This window comes from Pantoea sp. MBLJ3 (assembly GCF_000816655.1).
Lineage (GTDB): Bacteria > Pseudomonadota > Gammaproteobacteria > Enterobacterales > Enterobacteriaceae > Pantoea > Pantoea eucalypti.
This window is the reverse complement of the sequence record NZ_JSUT01000005.1, coordinates 261251-275822: the sequence shown is the minus strand read 5'-3', so window position 1 is coordinate 275822 and position 14572 is coordinate 261251. Positions and strand designations below refer to the sequence as shown.

Sequence of the window (14572 nt, the reverse complement as noted above, 5' to 3'; positions counted from 1 at the left end):
TGATTCCTTATTAGCCGAACGCGGCCAGCGCGTTTTTAAGTTGAGCAATATTTTCGGGATTTATTTCGTCGGTAGCGCCCGGCATACCTTCAGGATTGGCAGCAGCGCCTGGCTTGCTGCCGGTTAATGCTTTAAGAAGTTTTCGACGCTCGGAGCGTGGCATATCAGTTTTTGCCAGTGTCGCATCCAGCTTACGCAGTGCGGCGGCAGGGCTGTCGTCACCGTCAGCGATTTCATCTGCCCCCAGTAGGCGATCCGCAAAACCTTTTTCAACCGCATCGCTGCCGCCGATATAGGTTTCAGCATCCATCATCGCGTCGATGGTGGCAGCATCCAGACCGGTGCGTGCGCCATAGATGTCGTTCATCGCCTTGTCGAAAGGCACCATGTCCGCCGCAATCTGCTGCAGGTCGTGACGATTGCCCATCGCATAAACCCAGCAGTTATGGATCATCAGGAAGGCACCGCGGCCAATCTGAACCTCGTCCCCTGCCATCGCGATAATCGACGCTGCAGAGGCTGCAAGCCCCAGTACCTTAACGGTGACTTTCCCTTCGTATTCACGCAGAAGGTTATAAATCGCCAGACCTTCAAACATGTCGCCACCCGGCGAATTGATATTCACGGTTACGTCAGCACCGCCGATTGAGCGGAGTGCCGCCGCGATGCGGCTGGCGGTAACGCCGTCGCCGTACCAGTCAGCGCCAATGACGTCGAATACGGAAATGCTGTTTTCATCACTCTTTGCGGCTTTGATACCGCCGTTCCAGCGCTCCATTGCAGAGGACGGCAGGTCGCGATTTTCGCGCGCAAAAGGCCGCCCCTCCGGCGCTGCCGGAAGACTTTTTACTGTCATTGGGGTTGCTCCTAAGCCGCCTGTTTAAGCGGTGATTGTTCGAAAGGAATATCCGGAAAAACGGCGTTATGAACTTCGCGCAACAGCGTGGCCCTTGTGGCGGTGCTGTTTTTGCGTAAGTCTTCAAGCGGTGTCAGGTTCAGCTGTACGGTGTAGATATCACCACCTTCAATCGGCGGCAGATTCTCCAGGCGGCGCACATCATTACGCGACATCCAGCCGTTCTGCAGCGCAGTGGTGTAATAAGCAGAGCGTCCTGCGCTGTCGGCACGAAGCAGGCCTTCAACGGAGAACTCAGCAAACAGGTCTTCATCACCGTTCAGCAGGCAGCGTGAAATCTCCTGCTCAATGTTTACCAGCATCGGACGCAGCGTATTGGTCAGGAACAGCAGGTTCATTCCCTCTACACTCGACGCCCAGCTGCTCTGCTTATCAACATGACCCACCATAAACGGCGGCACGCGGAACCACCGGCAGATTTCCTCAATACTGAATGATCGTGACTCCAGCATCTGAGCATCTTCGGGGTTAAGAGTAATGCCCTGGTAAGACATGTCGCCCTCAAGGACCATCACCTTGCCCGCGTTTTTTGAACCAACGAACCGGTTGAGGTTTTCGCGGTTTTTCTGGCGCTGCTCTTTGGTCAGCAGATTCTTTGAAAGAAAGAATCCTGACGTCTGAATACCGTTTTCAAAAATTTTTGCGGCTGACTCTTCAACCGCCATCGCTGCGCCAAACACGTCGCGCCCTGTGCGCATCGGCATCATTCCGCAGACGCCATCCAGACCAAACCCCCGGATGTGCATCATGTTTTTAACCGGAATGATGCGCGGCACGCCTTTCTCTGTGTAGGTGTACTGCAGTTCGCCACTGTCGAGCCGCTCCACCTTCATGCTCTGGGGAAGCAGCGGCACCAGAGAAACCAGCTTGGTGCCGATCATCATTTTCTCAACGTAGGCATTACCCCGCAGACAGATACTGGCAACGACCATCAGCATGAAGCGCGACGGCGTCATTTCGCTGTTCGGTCGGCGGCATAGCAGTTGATAGGCCGGATGATTAAGCGCCAGCTTGCGCGAGCCGTCAGCGGCACGTTCGTAAACCTTCATCGGCAGGGTTGAAACTGACTCGCTCAGCAGGCGCACACACGCCCAGACAGAGGCCAGTGCCAGCGCTTTCTCTGCTGTCACGACCTTTCCGCTGCTGCTTGTGCCGTACCACTCCTGCCAGAACGCAGCGTCATTAAGCCCAATCGACTCACCGAGCCAGTTCACAATCGCGCTCTTGATGCGACCCGGCTGTTTTTTTTCCTTCATCAGATACCTACCATGATCGGGTCATCAAAAAAGTCATCAGGATCGCCGCTGTCTATCAGCACTGCATCCTCTGCTGCACCGATTGCCATAGCCGAAGCCACCACGCCATCAATGCGGCCGGTGCTTTTCTTTTTGGCAAATATGCGGTTGTCCTTCTGATCAGCCTCAAGCACTGCACAGGCGGCATTCCAGCGCAGACAGGGATTGGGCCGGATAGCCAGCACCCGGTTATTAAGATGCTCCTCAAACAGCTCGATAGAGCGCGGCATCCAGAGTCCGGACTCCTGCGCCTTGTAAAAGCCCTGGCCGTGCGGAACAAGATCAACGCTCACAGACTCGCTTTCCAGCTCGGGCTCCAGATACTTGATGCGATACTGGTCAAATGCGATGCACTTAATATCGTATCTGGCCGCCAGCTCACCGATGCGAACCGCGACAAAGCCGTAGTTCACCGCCTTACCCGGCGGCGCGTGAATGAAGCCATTACGCAGCCAGGCATCATAGGGAACGTGGTCAGTCTTGGCTCGTTCAAGCAGAGAGTCTTTTGGTGTCCAGAACTCGACTAAAAGCTTTTTGGTTTTCGGGAAGTAAAGCGCCAGCGCCGTCAGGTCACGTGAACCGGACAGGTCCAGACCGCCATAGCACTCTTCACCAGCCAAATCTTCAGGATCAAATTCCTGTTCACAGTTCATCCAGGTGTCGCTGTCAATCCACGGGTCGGACGCTTCAACCCACTGGCAGAAGTTCAGGCGGCGGACGATGCTTTCTTTAGAAGGCATGCCGCGAGCCTGCGTCACCTGCTCCCGCAGATATTTATCCGTGAAGGTCTGACCCAGCGACGGGTTTGCTTTTCCCCAGCAGGATTCATCCTTAAACGGGTCATCACCATCATCCAGTGAACAGATGAAGCTGAAAAAACTGTCATCAACCAGGTCACCGGCAGCAACCTTGCGCCCGTACTCGTGATACTCATAACAGACGCTGGTTTTATCGTGGCCGCTGTTGGTGATCAGGAACATCAGCGCCTGACGGCGGCCTTTTGTACCGGCACGCATCATCTCAACAACGGCATTTGTTTTGTGCTCATGCACTTCGTCAATCAGTGCGCCATGCGGACGCGGTCCTGACTGACCATCATCGGAGCTGATCGGCTTGAAGAAAGAGCCCGTCTGCAGAAACGCAAGGTTCCACACGTTCAGGCCAGTGCCGGATTTGGTGATGCGCTGCGCCAGCGCGGGCGACTGATCGACCATGGTCACCGCATCGCGGAACAGGATCATCGCCTGGTCTTTTTTCGTGGCCGCCGCGTAAACTTCGGCGCGGGGCTCTTTGTCTGCCATCAGCAGGTAAAGACCAACTCCGCCCGCCAGTGGCGATTTACCCGAGCCCTTACCGGACTCGATATAGCTCATGCGAAAGCGGCGCGTGCCGTCTTCCGCCTTCCAGCCGAACAGGGAGCCAACAATGAAACACTGCCACGGCAGCAGAATGAAAGGTTTCCCCTCATGCTCACCGCCATTCAGCTTCAGAACCTGAGCAAAGAAGTTAACAACGCGCGTTACCGCTTCAACATCCCAGAACAGGCCGCGCTTCGGACCCTCCTCCAGATCGCGAAGGTGACGGGCGCATGCCGCGCGGATATCTGGCCCGGCAATAACCGCACCGCTGGTAACGTCCATTGCATACTGCGTGGCCGGATCAACCGAAGAACTGGTTGAGCGGGTCTTCTTCTTTTTCTCCACCATTCACGTTCACCTTTGACCGGGCAGCCGGTGTCAGGCCGAACTCTACCAGGTAGCTTTTAAATCGCCGGTCTGCATCAGCCAGCATTGAAACAGCCGGGTTGGCTTTTATCAGAAATCCGCCTTCGGTCTGGACCGTGTAGGTTCTGCCCTCTTCAGCAATTGTGATCCGAAGCTGAAGAATGTCGGCGTAAATATCACAGAGCCTTTCCAGCGCCAGCACATCGGCAACGGTCAGCACGCCCATCCCGTCGAGCAGGACAGTCAGCTTTCCCCACGCAACCTTTCCCCAATCAGTGAGGTGTGACGGCGGGCTGGGGATTTCTCTCGCAGGTGCAGGCTCTTTGTCGTTGAGTTTTCGCTTACCCGGATTGCCGGTAACGACCTTAAGGTGGGTCGGTTTTGGTCGTCTTCCGGCCATAAAAACCTCCCAGAAAAAAACTTTTCATTTCGCGGTTGTGCATAAAAAGGGGGGCGGGCGGTCAGGAGGTCGCTATCCCCTGAACTCTGATCCCACCCCCCGATGGTGATGATAATCGTTCTCATCTGACCTGATGACCCACCTGACCTCAATGGTAAATGATATTCATTCTCATTTATGCCAATGGGATGACGGGTCGAGCGGCATGCCGTTTTCATCGCATCCAATGACGTGTCCGCGCTTCTCTTCACGCTGCTTGGTCGAGTCGTGATGCTGCTTGCAGAGCGGCTGCCAGTTGGCCTTGTCCCAGAAGAGCTTCTGAGCCTTTGCTATCTCATCCTGTTTGCCGCCGTTGATTGCTTCTTTCAGCCTGTGTGGCTTGATGTGGTCAACGACAGCAGCTGCAACTGCTCTGCCCTGCCGATGGCACATGACACAGAGAGGGTGAGACTTAAGAAATGACAGCCTGGCTTTTTCCCAGCGGCTGTTATAGATGCGTGGCTCTGACATTGTTTTTAATTACCTTAATGCCGTATAACTTATGAGCGGTTTACTTGGTTTTTTAAATCATTGACTACCAATACTTCTGGAGAGCATCAACATGGCTTCAAAAAGTTTTAATCAATCGTGTGCCAGGGCGTCAGGCTCACCAATGCGTATTCAAAACAATCCGACAGATCACACTGTTGCACACGAGGTGTTGCTTATAGCTATCATGAAACAACTTGAGCAATTAACCGGCGACAATAGGGTTTTGTTTGCTGTGCAAGATACCTGCAAAGAATTACTTGAATTAGCGGACAGGAGCTCAGCACTCAAAATTGCTACTGATCTAATAAATGAAACCCACCAGCAAGAGTAAAAGATTAAAATGAGGCGCGCGCTCAAATGCGCCTCATTATGAAATCAGCAATCTGAGTCTGGACGGGCTACAGCACGACACGCTGCCATGCAGGCACGCTGCATATCCTTATGTGATTCGCGCAACCATTCATGCGCGTCCCAGCATTCTGTCGAGTTCTGCAGGCTTGGTTCGGACTCCATATCCACCCCATGTTGTTGCAGCAAAGCAATGAAATGGCGGCTCAGCTCTTTGAACTGATTCATCTTGCCGATTTCGCCATAAGAGAGCGTCCGATAGCCCTTAACGGTGCTGCCGTCCTGCGGTTTTGCTTCGCTCATGATTTTCCTCTCATTAATGTTACCGCTTACGCTTGCAATGACGATGTATGCCTTTAATATTTCAGAACAACAATAAATAGTGTTCCTCTTTGAATGGCCCTGCACGGGGCCTTTTTTTAATCTTTGACTTTCATAACTGGTTCGATTGGCTGCACATGCGTGAACATGAAGCCTTCATAAGAATTTTTTACTGGTTAAACGCGGTTAATCCTCAGCAATGGTGAAGCCACCAGCCGATAATTCATTGTGTTTATGCTGAAAAGTGAACTCATTGAATGCAGTTTTCAGCACAAAAAAACCGCCCGGAGGCGGCTTAGTGCTCGTGTTTATTTATTAATGGATTACAAAGAGCGATTTGCAGTGCGGGCATAACAAAGCTTGCTCTTTTGAAACCTTCGTAACGGACTGCTTGGACGTTTTCCCGCAAACTGGACACTTAGCGTCAGTGTTGATTCTGGCGACACGGTCCATTACCTGACTGAAGTAGGACATGGTATTCGGCCTTTCTCATGAATGAGACTAATCATAACACTGCTGGTTGTTTTTTAATCACAACCATTACGACTAATCTTAAGATATATCATGGAAAGATTAATTACTCATGCAAGGCCATTGACCGGCTCCCCATTGATTAGCCTGCGCTTCGATTTAATCAGCAGACAAAACTCTCGGTGGCTACCTTTGGATTAGCTATCAATATCATTTACATGAATTATAGCCATGTAAGGCAGACTGCCACCAACCTCTCTATCCCGCATCTCATAATCCAGTATGTCAAAACACAACATCTTAGCGCCCTGCCTCAACAAAATTTTTTCACCAATATCGAATGGGCAGGTTCGATCTTTGAACGGTATCAGAAGTTGGTTGTTTGTGGTGTCCGCTTGCCCGATATACGTAATATTTTCGAACGAGAACTCGTCAGGAAACAGAGCTTTTTCCGAAGCCATAGCCGTACCTTGCCCATTAAATGTGTGAAATCAGATCATCACATTTAATGGGCAACAGGAACAGGATGCATATCAAGCTTCCTGACTGCAGCACGATCAATATTGCACTGCCCAAGAGCGCCATATAACTCAGCGTTGAGGCTTACGCTGTCACCGAACGTCATATCCTGTGACGGCGCTGGTACATCAATTGGGCTGGTCAGTTCAGCCGGAAGGCTTAGCTGTGGCTGCTTTACTGTCCGGTACTCCACCAGCGGCTTTTGCTGCGTTACGCAACCGGTCAGCAGCATCAGGGGGAACAGGAGCAACAGCACACTTGTCCGCCGCAAGGTAACGCTTAATTTCATTCTGTAATTTCCGATTCTGCTGGGCTGTTACGGCACGCTGCTCTGTGACCTGACTCATCACTTCGTTTTGCTGCTTAACGGCTGTTACCAGCTCAGTGACACTGGATGCCAGGTCATCGTTCTTTGAACGCAGGTCCTTAATCTGATCGTCTTTGCTGTTTGCCAGCTTTTCAAGTCTGTCGTTCGTTGCTTTCAGCTGTGAGTTACTGGCATTCAGCCCCCACAGCGCCACGCAGATAAGACCGATGATGACCAGGCCTGAATTGTTTCGGATAAAGCCGATTACGTTGAACATAGAATCCCCTTAGATTTTGATAAGCGGGATTTCCGGTCGTCCAGACCATTGGTGCCACCGTTAATGATTCTGGTGATGCGGAGAACATCATCAGAGTCTGCCAGCTCGTTTAAGCCGTGATTCTTCCACCATGCCGCAGCAGACATCGCAGCAAAGCGATAGCCCAGCAATAAATCAGGGTTTGCCACTACATCAGCGCCCAGCTGTTTTACCAGTGCTGCATAGTTGGCCTTGCCGGTAATCTGAATCAGGCCGCGACCGCGATAGCGGTAACCATCACCGGAATCAACATCACCATTACCGTTACGATTTGCGTAAATGATGCTGGCGATCATCTTCTGGTTAGCCACATGCATCGCATTACGACCATAGGCTCGGGCCTGCTCAGCGGTGATGCGCTTGCCAAACATGGCTGTCAGCGCGTTCTCGCTGTAGTTCAATCCCTCTTCAACCTTCATGAACCCGGCTGATTCATGCCCCGTCTGCGCCAGAAAGTGAGCCTGTCGTAATGGCGTGCTTATCTGGAAGGCTGAGAGGCCTGCCGCTATATGGGGATACCATGCATCACGCAGCGCATTACTCACGCCGGTCGCAAGCTGAAAACTATTGGCTGTCAGCATTACTGTCTCCCAATCGCTTATCTATCTGGCGGCGTATCCTCGTTGATACGTAGTCCACACCGAGGAAGCCAAGAAAGACCGCAACAACCCTCGTGATGTCTTCACTGAAGTGCCAGTTGAACACCGAACCAATCACCTGCAGGCTTGGTTGCAGGAAGAAGGCGAAGACGCTGCACATCGCAGCATCAAGCAGGCGGCGTGACCATGCGTCTTTGCCAACGTAAGTGGCTCTAAGAATCGCCATGACTCCGGCAAGCCCCGCATAGCCGGTTTCGTTTTTGTGGGCGTAAAGCCAGGCAATCAGGCTTGCCCAGAACCCAACGTCTTTGTCCGGCATGCGTTTCATCCTCACCTCCATTAATTGGCAGGTGCTGTCAGTAGTCATAAGAAAGATGCGCAACACCACGGTGTCAAAAGTGTGTGTGGAGACTGATTGGTGTGCGCAAAAACGAAAAAAAGGCCGCTCTAATGGCGACCAATTTTAAAATCTGTTCTGTGGGTGAAAGATTAAGACAACCACACCTTAAGCACCCCTTAAAATATGAGCGCCAAGCGGATGTGATCGAATTAAAGCTGCAGCTCCAGGTGCCTCCCGGTAAGCCATTGAATGGTCAAACCGGCTCGTGAAAGACAACACACAGCTTATGCTAATGCGACCATTTGCACCCCACCGCTTAGGGGGATTAGCTGCAACACTCTGACACTAACAGTTAATCGTTACAGTTATATCCTAAAACATCATTTCTGCTGAATAAGGCAAAGGTGCAAAGAGGTGAATGCTTGCAATAGCTTAGGGATATTAATTATCCGCCATAGCGGTTTTGAGCAAATAAAAAGCCCCGCTAACTGGTGAGTTCGCGAGGCTCTTTGAAATCCACATTTGGAACTGACTTTTAGCAGATAAGCTGCACTGCTTGGTAATCGACCTTATCAGATTACTAAGGAAAATGCGGACCGCGTGAGAGGTTTTTTCAATATTTTTTTCGGCGTCAGTTCGGCATCCATATCCAGCCGAACATCAAGCATCGCCAGACAGCCCTCAATGAATCCCTCAGCCATCTGAATCTCAATTCTCACCAACTTCTCATCTCGCTTGGCCTGCTTTGCCAGGGAACGCTTCGAGATATTAAAAAAGTAATGCAGCACGATGATCGCATGCTCATCCGGGCGCTTTTCTTTGAGTCGAGCCAGACAGCCCTCAATGATTAATCCGTCATTGTCACTGCAGGTGAGCGTTAATTTCGAATCCTGTGACAGCAGACCTTTGAAGCCTGCCGCTATTGATGAGTAATCCACACCGCTGCTGTCCGATTTTGCCCAGCCAGCCCAGCGCTCTAGTACCTGTGACATGTCACGCATATTTAATCCTCTCCACACACTTTATTTTTTATCTGTCCCGATAACGCCGACTGCAATCGCGAAATCCAGGAACCTGAATAGCAGCTCAACCTGACTGCCATATTTTGCTTCAAACGCTTTCATATCCCGGTGCAGTTCATCGTGATGCGCCCTGCAAAGCGGTATCACGAATAAATCATGGGCCTTTGTTCCCATTCCTCCCTGTCCATGTCCGATGATGTGATGAGGGTCATCAGCCTGTCTGCCACAACATGCGCAGCTCTGTGACTTAACCCACCGTGTGTACTTCTCACTCTCCCAGCGCTTACGCTTGGGGCGCTTCATGAATGATTCTGGTGATTCCGGGTCAGTACGTAAGCTGATTATCTTTTTGACGACCTGAGCAGCATCCTGAATAACTTCACGTGCCGGACGCATCGGAACAATCCGCGACTCTTTGAGTTCGCCAGCATGTATGGCTTCCTTTGGCATACGCAGAACGCGCCGCGCTGGTGCCTCCGGGATCAAATCAATCAGGTCATTCAGTGAGGCCCACCAGCATAATTCCGGTAGTGTCATCTGGTGATCGCCGCTTAGCGCCATCTGGCTGCATGCAGCTTTGATTATCCAGAGTGCGGTGTTGCCTTTGGCGATATTCTCCAGGCTACCGGGCACGCCGTTTTCCCTGAACTCATTATCGTGACTGTAGCAAAGAGACACCAGGCCGTTTTCGATTTCTGACACTGTGAATTCATGGTGATGCCATGTTTCGGGCTGCTCCCACTGACAACAGCCAAATGACTGAACAAAGGATGCCAGCGCATTAGGACCACCAGCAGCCGCTATCACACGTTCGTGACCGAAGAAGGGAATCAGTGAGGGCTCATCAAGCAGCGGTTGTGTACCGTCATTCAGTCGCCCTGATGGTAGGTCTGCCATATCCATTGTCGGAGTACTGATCACAACGCGAGTCTTAAACAGCTTCATCAGTTCCGGTCCCGGCCTGAATAGCACAATCCCTGTGCGCGGCGCTATTTCAGGTGTAAGCAATGCCCTCACTCAGCACCGCCTGCAGCCTTATACGCCGTCCATAGCCCGCCAATCCACTGAACGCCCTTTGCGGTGAAGCGGGACTGACTGAACATGTAATTTGATTCGTTAGTGGTTCCGGTTCTGACCTCAAACCGACCGGCTTCGATGTGCTGGCTGTAAGGTGTCAGGACGCCATTGAGGCGGTACATAACCCGGCTTTCAATCAGGAACAGGCGTAATTCAGGCTCTTTGGCTTCAAGAAGTTTTGCCACCTGGCGGAATGTCATTGAACTGGTGGCCGTGACGTACCGATCCACGAACGCAACCTTTGGCGCAGCTTCAGTAAGCTGCAGCTGCAGGCGCTCTTTCTCCTCTTCCGCTTCGGCGGCCAGGCGGAGTGCCTCAGCAAAGGTCTGCGGGATTTTAGCTGGCTGGCTTTCCTCTAACTCATGCAGTCGCTTGATCACTTTCATGCGAAGAGTGGCACTGTAACCTGTAATCAGGCATTCGGTGTGCTCACGGTCGAGGTGATACTCAGTCTGCTGACGATTCATGCTGTCAAAATAGATGTGAGCAAATTTGCGCGCATCTTCCTGAAGCTGAAGCAGCATGACTTCAATGTCTCTTTTAACATCTGGATGACGCTTAGCTGTGAGATCAGCAATTTCACGGCTGGTCATGACTGGGGATTGAATAGCATTGACTACAGGCGCAATAGCACCCGCTGATTGATTCAGCATTTTGACCTCTCCACACACTGGAACAACATTTTTAAATGGCCCCGCCCCATCACCTGCAAGTGAGCGGGACCAACCTTGGTACGGCGACTGCAATCACCAGTACAGTACTCACTATACCTAATTTTACTGGTCATGTAACCAGTTGCGGACCTATGCCGCCACCGGCTGAAACTCGCTGATTATCACCTCAGATTTACCGCCTTTGGTTACCGGTCCCCACTCTACAGTGAATCGCTTAATCTGCCTGTCATCGCCCCATATACCGGCATGTGTGAGGCTGTCGAAGAGGGCTTTGAGGTAGTTATCAAGGTCGCGCTGGCGCTTGTCTGGCGGGAACAGCAGCACGCTTACCTCCACGTTCACTGTAATCGGCTGCGGGCGGCGTTTGAGCTGCTGAAGAACGGCGGCAAATGCGTTGGAGCGGAAACAGCGCCCGGAGGCGCTGATCAATACTCCCTTTCTGGTGTTACGCCAGTACGTGTTAACGCTTGGCGGGAATGGTAGCGTTAACTTCATCGATACTCCTTAACCACTAACCCGGCATTTGTCTTACCCGCTTCCTCAAGCTTTTTCCGTGCAACAAATTCATCACAGGTGACAAGGTCTTTAAGTGGCTGACTGACGGGGCAGTACAGTCCACAAAAAAGCCTGCGCCACAAAGATTGGCGCTCCTGCACAATCAGCTTTCCTTTACCATCCATCACTACCCGATATCGTGCTACAGGTTTAACCGGCTGATATCCGTAACTCATGCTGCATCCTCCCCGATTCCGGGAATGGTCATCTGACCAACCACTTCACGAACTGCCTGACGCAGCATGCGGATGTTTGACCAGCAATCACGGTCGGTCTGCTCCACCAGCGCGATAAACTCCTGAACCGTGCATGGCTTGTCCAGGCGAATCTCTGACAATACCGATGAGAAGCGCATCAGTTGCTCAGTGGCAACGTCTGAATCATCGTGCTGCTCTGACAGCCATAACTTCAGTTCAAGATCGTCCTGATGCTGTTTGATGAGACGAACGGCGCTGGCAATCGTCTCTGCCGGCACTGTCACACAGGTAGGGTTCTCAACAGAGTCTGCCGCCCATGTATGCGCCCACTTGGATTCGCTGTAGGTGTACTCAGCTTTCATTTTGAACGCGGCAATAACGCAGGCCCAAACCTCAACACCGCTTTGCTCAAGGATTTCGTGCTTAAGCAGTGGCAGGTCATCACCATCACTGTTCTCTGTTTTGGCCGGTGCAGGTTGCTCACTAACTGATTGGGTGACGCCGTAGTGCTCTTTAGCGATCAGAACAATGTCCATCAGCTCAGCCGCCTGCAGGTCAGTTTCAAACGTCAGCGTGATGCGAGACCCTTCCTCGCCCTGCTCGGTCTGGCAATGCTTAGCAATCAGCTCTACCAGCTTGCGTGCCTGGGCGGCGCTGAATTGCGGCATAGCATCGGTCTTGGTCAGCTTCTTCTTACCCGCTGCTTTCGCCTTCTGCATCTGCTCCTGAGCTACCGAAGATGCTTTCACGCCATGCTCACGCTGCAGGGCTACTGCGGTCGTCGCGGCTACTTCGCCGGACTTCACCATCTCAATCAGCGGTTCGCCAACGGTCAGCAGCTGCAGATGCTGTTCAACGTCGGTGATCGAACGTTTCACCTTGGCGGCAATCTCCGCTGGCTCTAAGCCTTGGTTAACCAGACGCTGATAGGCTGCTGCACGTTCCAGCGGCAACAGGGCGCGGCCCTGACTGCTGGTGACCATGAAAGCCACGCTGTCAGCTTCACTACCCACGAAGTCCTTACACTCAAGGCGCAGCGTGTAGCCTGCTTCCTGTGCCAGCTTCGCACCGTAATACCGGTGATGGCCGTCGATAATCTTGATGCCCTTTTCCGTGACCTTAACAGCCAGCGGCGGCACATGCTCACCAGCGATAAAGGCGTCCCGGAATTCCTCGACATGGGTCTGGTCAATATCACGAATGTTGTAATTAGTTTCGACATACAGCTCATCAACGCCCAGCAGGTAGGTTTTACGGGTGGTGATATCGGTGTCGCTGTTTTTCTTATCGTCGTAAATGCGCGCTAAAGTACTCATGCTGTGGTCAGCTCCCATGTCAGGAAAAAAATCAGTGCGGCAATCATCACTACTGCTGTGCGGATGGCCTGATAGAAAATCTCGTTGCGTTCGTAGTGGCTTTTCAGGTGCGCTCTCATAACAAATCCCTGTTCAAACAGGCTGAAATGATGCGGCCGGTATCAAGTCCGCCATAGCTGCCGCAGTTGAATGATCCCTTCACGGCGCAGCGGTCGCAGTTTTCTTTGGCTTCATTGCGTGAGATGTCGAACTTCGCCACCATCATCGCCTCACGCCATACCTGTGCTGCACGCAGCCAGAACCCTTTGCTTTCCAGTTCGGCGGCCTGCTTCGCCTTTTGGCTGTATCTCTCGCTCTCAACCGGCAACGGGTCGGTGTTGATCGAGTAGCTCCAGTCGCTGGCACGCTTTAGACGACCCTTAGTGAACAGCGGTTTGATAAAGCGCTTAACTGACGTCTCATGCAGGCCGGTTAGCTTGCAGAGGTCGCGGACCTTTAGCGGGCCGTTACGGGTAATCAGTTCAAGAATTTTTGATTCGTGGTTGATCATGATTTATCCCCCGTTAACCGCGAAAGCCGTGAGGCACTGAGCTGTCAGGCTGCGGAATGACGGTGATATCCCGCTGCATGTTGCGCTTCAGAGCATTCCACTCAGAGCGTGGTGGGCGTCCGGCCTTGTCCCATTTGGTCGCTGACTGGAGATAGCCAGGCAGGTTGCCGGGGATGAACAGCGTTTTGGGACGCATGTACTGGTACTCCTCGGTGCCTTCCCAGTGCGCGTGTTTGTATTCCACCACCAGACAAAGCTCTTCCACCGTGAACGAGTCTTTCAGGCGGGACTTAATGTGACCCATCGACGACTGCGCTTCGGTGTGCTTTGCGCCGGTGATTTTGTTCAGGTGGCGTAAAACTTGACGAGAGCGATTGATAATTGACCACTCATCGTCTGGTTGCGACGCAACCTGACAAGAAGGGGTTGTTGTAATCTCTGTAGTATTCTCTGTTGTAATCTCTGTAAGAGTGGGACAAGTTGACCCTATGGATTGGGACAAGTTGACCTTATCCATAGGGACAGATTGCCCTTCTCGATGAGGACAATTTGTCTTCTTCGATGGGGTCAATTTGTCCCCATCGGCCAGCAGAGGGTTTGAGTGGTTAATCGAATAAAAATTAGTACGATCATGCTGTGTTTTCTTCAGCTGCTCGACATAAATGAGTCCATGCGCCTTTAACGACGTGAGCGCCCTTTTCACAGTCTTCTCAGACCAGAACGGAAACTGATTAGTCCACTCTTCGATAGTGTTATAAACCCAGCGACGGCCTGCATGCTCAACGCCTGAAGTGGTGTCTTCCAGCCAGTAACAAATCTGCTGCAGCACGATGGCTTCATTGAGGCCAATACGCTGCGCCAGTTCGGGGCTGATGACCAATGGCTTAACCTTCAGCAACAAACTCATAACGTCACCTTCCTGAACTTCTGGCTGAACAAAGCGCGGGGCTGCATGCAGGGATGTGGATAGTTGGGACGCATGTAAATTACGCGGTGATTAACCACGTCAACACCAACGGTCTCTACCACCACGCCGCGATTGTCCTTAAATCGCTCCACCCAGGGTTTAATGATCTCGTTTTCCATCAGCTCAC

General features: G+C 52.1%; 22 protein-coding genes. 1 reads left to right on the top strand and 21 read right to left on the bottom strand.

Annotated elements, in window-relative coordinates; genetic code table 11:
* Nucleotides 1-10: 10 nt before the first annotated feature.
* The 5 genes from NP77_RS07810 to NP77_RS07790 form a co-directional block, all read right to left on the bottom strand.
* The gene (locus tag NP77_RS07810) at nt 11-856 is read right to left on the bottom strand and encodes a head maturation protease, ClpP-related (RefSeq protein ID WP_039659673.1); all 846 of its coding nucleotides are present in this window, start codon (nt 854-856) and stop codon (nt 11-13) included.
* A gap of 11 nt (nt 857-867) precedes the next feature.
* On the bottom strand, nt 868-2172 hold the full coding sequence (locus NP77_RS07805) for a phage portal protein (RefSeq protein WP_039659671.1): 1305 nt from the start codon (nt 2170-2172) through the stop codon (nt 868-870).
* The gene (locus NP77_RS07800; RefSeq protein WP_039659668.1) at nt 2172-3917 is read right to left on the bottom strand and encodes a terminase large subunit; all 1746 of its coding nucleotides are present in this window, start codon (nt 3915-3917) and stop codon (nt 2172-2174) included. Before NP77_RS07800 ends, NP77_RS07805 begins: the two co-directional genes overlap by 1 nt.
* Nucleotides 3871-4335 carry a phage terminase small subunit P27 family gene (locus NP77_RS07795; protein ID WP_029519569.1) on the bottom strand — a complete coding sequence of 155 codons (465 nt, stop codon included), beginning with the start codon at nt 4333-4335 and terminating at the stop codon, nt 3871-3873. The genes NP77_RS07800 and NP77_RS07795 overlap by 47 nt, the downstream gene beginning before the upstream one ends.
* Before the next feature lie 171 nt (nt 4336-4506).
* On the bottom strand, nt 4507-4845 hold the full coding sequence (locus NP77_RS07790; protein WP_039659667.1) for an HNH endonuclease: 339 nt from the start codon (nt 4843-4845) through the stop codon (nt 4507-4509).
* 91 nt (nt 4846-4936) lie between these two features.
* Between NP77_RS07790 and NP77_RS07785 the strand changes: the two genes are divergently transcribed.
* Nucleotides 4937-5197 (top strand): hypothetical protein, encoded by a 261-nt coding sequence (locus tag NP77_RS07785; protein WP_156137293.1) that lies wholly within the window; start codon nt 4937-4939, stop codon nt 5195-5197.
* A 44-nt stretch (nt 5198-5241) separates the two neighbouring features.
* Here NP77_RS07785 and NP77_RS07780 read toward each other — a convergent pair whose 3' ends face one another.
* The 16 genes from NP77_RS07780 to NP77_RS07715 all read right to left on the bottom strand — a co-directional run bounded on the left by NP77_RS07780 (nt 5242) and on the right by NP77_RS07715 (nt 14564).
* Nucleotides 5242-5517, bottom strand: a complete 276-nt coding sequence (locus NP77_RS07780) for a hypothetical protein (protein ID WP_039659663.1) — start codon at nt 5515-5517, stop codon at nt 5242-5244.
* A gap of 333 nt (nt 5518-5850) precedes the next feature.
* Entirely contained in the window at nt 5851-6009 is a 159-nt protein-coding gene (locus NP77_RS23795) for a YnfU family zinc-binding protein (protein ID WP_225613745.1), read from the bottom strand.
* A 194-nt stretch (nt 6010-6203) separates the two neighbouring features.
* On the bottom strand, nt 6204-6467 hold the full coding sequence (locus tag NP77_RS07775) for a hypothetical protein (protein ID WP_039659662.1): 264 nt from the start codon (nt 6465-6467) through the stop codon (nt 6204-6206).
* 204 nt (nt 6468-6671) lie between these two features.
* Nucleotides 6672-7109, bottom strand: coding sequence for an Rz lytic protein (locus NP77_RS07770; RefSeq protein WP_039659660.1), 438 nt, complete (start codon nt 7107-7109; stop codon nt 6672-6674).
* Nucleotides 7097-7729, bottom strand: a complete 633-nt coding sequence (locus tag NP77_RS07765) for a glycoside hydrolase family 19 protein (RefSeq protein WP_039659659.1) — start codon at nt 7727-7729, stop codon at nt 7097-7099. Before NP77_RS07765 ends, NP77_RS07770 begins: the two co-directional genes overlap by 13 nt.
* Entirely contained in the window at nt 7713-8075 is a 363-nt protein-coding gene (locus NP77_RS07760) for a phage holin, lambda family (protein WP_008925112.1), read from the bottom strand. Before NP77_RS07760 ends, NP77_RS07765 begins: the two co-directional genes overlap by 17 nt.
* A 584-nt stretch (nt 8076-8659) precedes the next feature.
* Entirely contained in the window at nt 8660-9088 is a 429-nt protein-coding gene (locus NP77_RS07755; protein ID WP_008925111.1) for an antiterminator Q family protein, read from the bottom strand.
* A 21-nt stretch (nt 9089-9109) separates the two neighbouring features.
* Nucleotides 9110-10126, bottom strand: a complete 1017-nt coding sequence (locus tag NP77_RS07750) for a DUF968 domain-containing protein (RefSeq protein ID WP_039659655.1) — start codon at nt 10124-10126, stop codon at nt 9110-9112.
* Nucleotides 10123-10839, bottom strand: coding sequence for a phage antirepressor KilAC domain-containing protein (locus NP77_RS07745; protein ID WP_039659654.1), 717 nt, complete (start codon nt 10837-10839; stop codon nt 10123-10125). The genes NP77_RS07750 and NP77_RS07745 overlap by 4 nt, the downstream gene beginning before the upstream one ends.
* Before the next feature lie 150 nt (nt 10840-10989).
* Entirely contained in the window at nt 10990-11355 is a 366-nt protein-coding gene (locus NP77_RS07740) for a RusA family crossover junction endodeoxyribonuclease (RefSeq protein WP_039659653.1), read from the bottom strand.
* Nucleotides 11352-11591 (bottom strand): hypothetical protein, encoded by a 240-nt coding sequence (locus tag NP77_RS07735; protein ID WP_039659650.1) that lies wholly within the window; start codon nt 11589-11591, stop codon nt 11352-11354. Before NP77_RS07735 ends, NP77_RS07740 begins: the two co-directional genes overlap by 4 nt.
* Nucleotides 11588-12928 carry a ParB/RepB/Spo0J family partition protein gene (locus NP77_RS07730; protein WP_039659649.1) on the bottom strand — a complete coding sequence of 447 codons (1341 nt, stop codon included), beginning with the start codon at nt 12926-12928 and terminating at the stop codon, nt 11588-11590. Before NP77_RS07730 ends, NP77_RS07735 begins: the two co-directional genes overlap by 4 nt.
* Nucleotides 12925-13047 (bottom strand): hypothetical protein, encoded by a 123-nt coding sequence (locus NP77_RS23940; protein WP_255351899.1) that lies wholly within the window; start codon nt 13045-13047, stop codon nt 12925-12927. Before NP77_RS23940 ends, NP77_RS07730 begins: the two co-directional genes overlap by 4 nt.
* Nucleotides 13044-13478 (bottom strand): PerC family transcriptional regulator, encoded by a 435-nt coding sequence (locus tag NP77_RS07725; RefSeq protein ID WP_039659645.1) that lies wholly within the window; start codon nt 13476-13478, stop codon nt 13044-13046. Before NP77_RS07725 ends, NP77_RS23940 begins: the two co-directional genes overlap by 4 nt.
* A 13-nt stretch (nt 13479-13491) precedes the next feature.
* A complete protein-coding gene (locus tag NP77_RS07720) occupies nt 13492-14385 on the bottom strand; it encodes a conserved phage C-terminal domain-containing protein (RefSeq protein WP_039659644.1) in 894 nt (297 codons plus the stop codon).
* The gene (locus tag NP77_RS07715; protein ID WP_039659641.1) at nt 14382-14564 is read right to left on the bottom strand and encodes a DUF4222 domain-containing protein; all 183 of its coding nucleotides are present in this window, start codon (nt 14562-14564) and stop codon (nt 14382-14384) included. Before NP77_RS07715 ends, NP77_RS07720 begins: the two co-directional genes overlap by 4 nt.
* Nucleotides 14565-14572: the final 8 nt, after the last annotated feature.

Bases quoted from the DNA above. Each gene is read 5' to 3' on its own strand.
- NP77_RS07810 (WP_039659673.1), bottom strand. From the start codon at position 856: ATGACAGTAAAAAGTCTTCCGGCAGCGCCGGAGGGGCGGCCTTTTGCG.
- NP77_RS07805 (WP_039659671.1), bottom strand. From the start codon at position 2,172: ATGAAGGAAAAAAAACAGCCGGGTCGCATCAAGAGCGCGATTGTGAAC.
- NP77_RS07800 (WP_039659668.1), bottom strand. From the start codon at position 3,917: ATGGTGGAGAAAAAGAAGAAGACCCGCTCAACCAGTTCTTCGGTTGAT.
- NP77_RS07795 (WP_029519569.1), bottom strand. From the start codon at position 4,335: ATGGCCGGAAGACGACCAAAACCGACCCACCTTAAGGTCGTTACCGGC.
- NP77_RS07790 (WP_039659667.1), bottom strand. From the start codon at position 4,845: ATGTCAGAGCCACGCATCTATAACAGCCGCTGGGAAAAAGCCAGGCTG.
- NP77_RS07785 (WP_156137293.1), top strand. From the start codon at position 4,937: ATGGCTTCAAAAAGTTTTAATCAATCGTGTGCCAGGGCGTCAGGCTCA.
- NP77_RS07780 (WP_039659663.1), bottom strand. From the start codon at position 5,517: ATGAGCGAAGCAAAACCGCAGGACGGCAGCACCGTTAAGGGCTATCGG.
- NP77_RS23795 (WP_225613745.1), bottom strand. From the start codon at position 6,009: ATGTCCTACTTCAGTCAGGTAATGGACCGTGTCGCCAGAATCAACACT.
- NP77_RS07775 (WP_039659662.1), bottom strand. From the start codon at position 6,467: ATGGCTTCGGAAAAAGCTCTGTTTCCTGACGAGTTCTCGTTCGAAAAT.
- NP77_RS07770 (WP_039659660.1), bottom strand. From the start codon at position 7,109: ATGTTCAACGTAATCGGCTTTATCCGAAACAATTCAGGCCTGGTCATC.
- NP77_RS07765 (WP_039659659.1), bottom strand. From the start codon at position 7,729: ATGCTGACAGCCAATAGTTTTCAGCTTGCGACCGGCGTGAGTAATGCG.
- NP77_RS07760 (WP_008925112.1), bottom strand. From the start codon at position 8,075: ATGAAACGCATGCCGGACAAAGACGTTGGGTTCTGGGCAAGCCTGATT.
- NP77_RS07755 (WP_008925111.1), bottom strand. From the start codon at position 9,088: ATGCGTGACATGTCACAGGTACTAGAGCGCTGGGCTGGCTGGGCAAAA.
- NP77_RS07745 (WP_039659654.1), bottom strand. From the start codon at position 10,839: ATGCTGAATCAATCAGCGGGTGCTATTGCGCCTGTAGTCAATGCTATT.
- NP77_RS07740 (WP_039659653.1), bottom strand. From the start codon at position 11,355: ATGAAGTTAACGCTACCATTCCCGCCAAGCGTTAACACGTACTGGCGT.
- NP77_RS07735 (WP_039659650.1), bottom strand. From the start codon at position 11,591: ATGAGTTACGGATATCAGCCGGTTAAACCTGTAGCACGATATCGGGTA.
- NP77_RS07730 (WP_039659649.1), bottom strand. From the start codon at position 12,928: ATGAGTACTTTAGCGCGCATTTACGACGATAAGAAAAACAGCGACACC.
- NP77_RS23940 (WP_255351899.1), bottom strand. From the start codon at position 13,047: ATGAGAGCGCACCTGAAAAGCCACTACGAACGCAACGAGATTTTCTAT.
- NP77_RS07725 (WP_039659645.1), bottom strand. From the start codon at position 13,478: ATGATCAACCACGAATCAAAAATTCTTGAACTGATTACCCGTAACGGC.
- NP77_RS07720 (WP_039659644.1), bottom strand. From the start codon at position 14,385: ATGAGTTTGTTGCTGAAGGTTAAGCCATTGGTCATCAGCCCCGAACTG.
- NP77_RS07715 (WP_039659641.1), bottom strand. From the start codon at position 14,564: ATGGAAAACGAGATCATTAAACCCTGGGTGGAGCGATTTAAGGACAAT.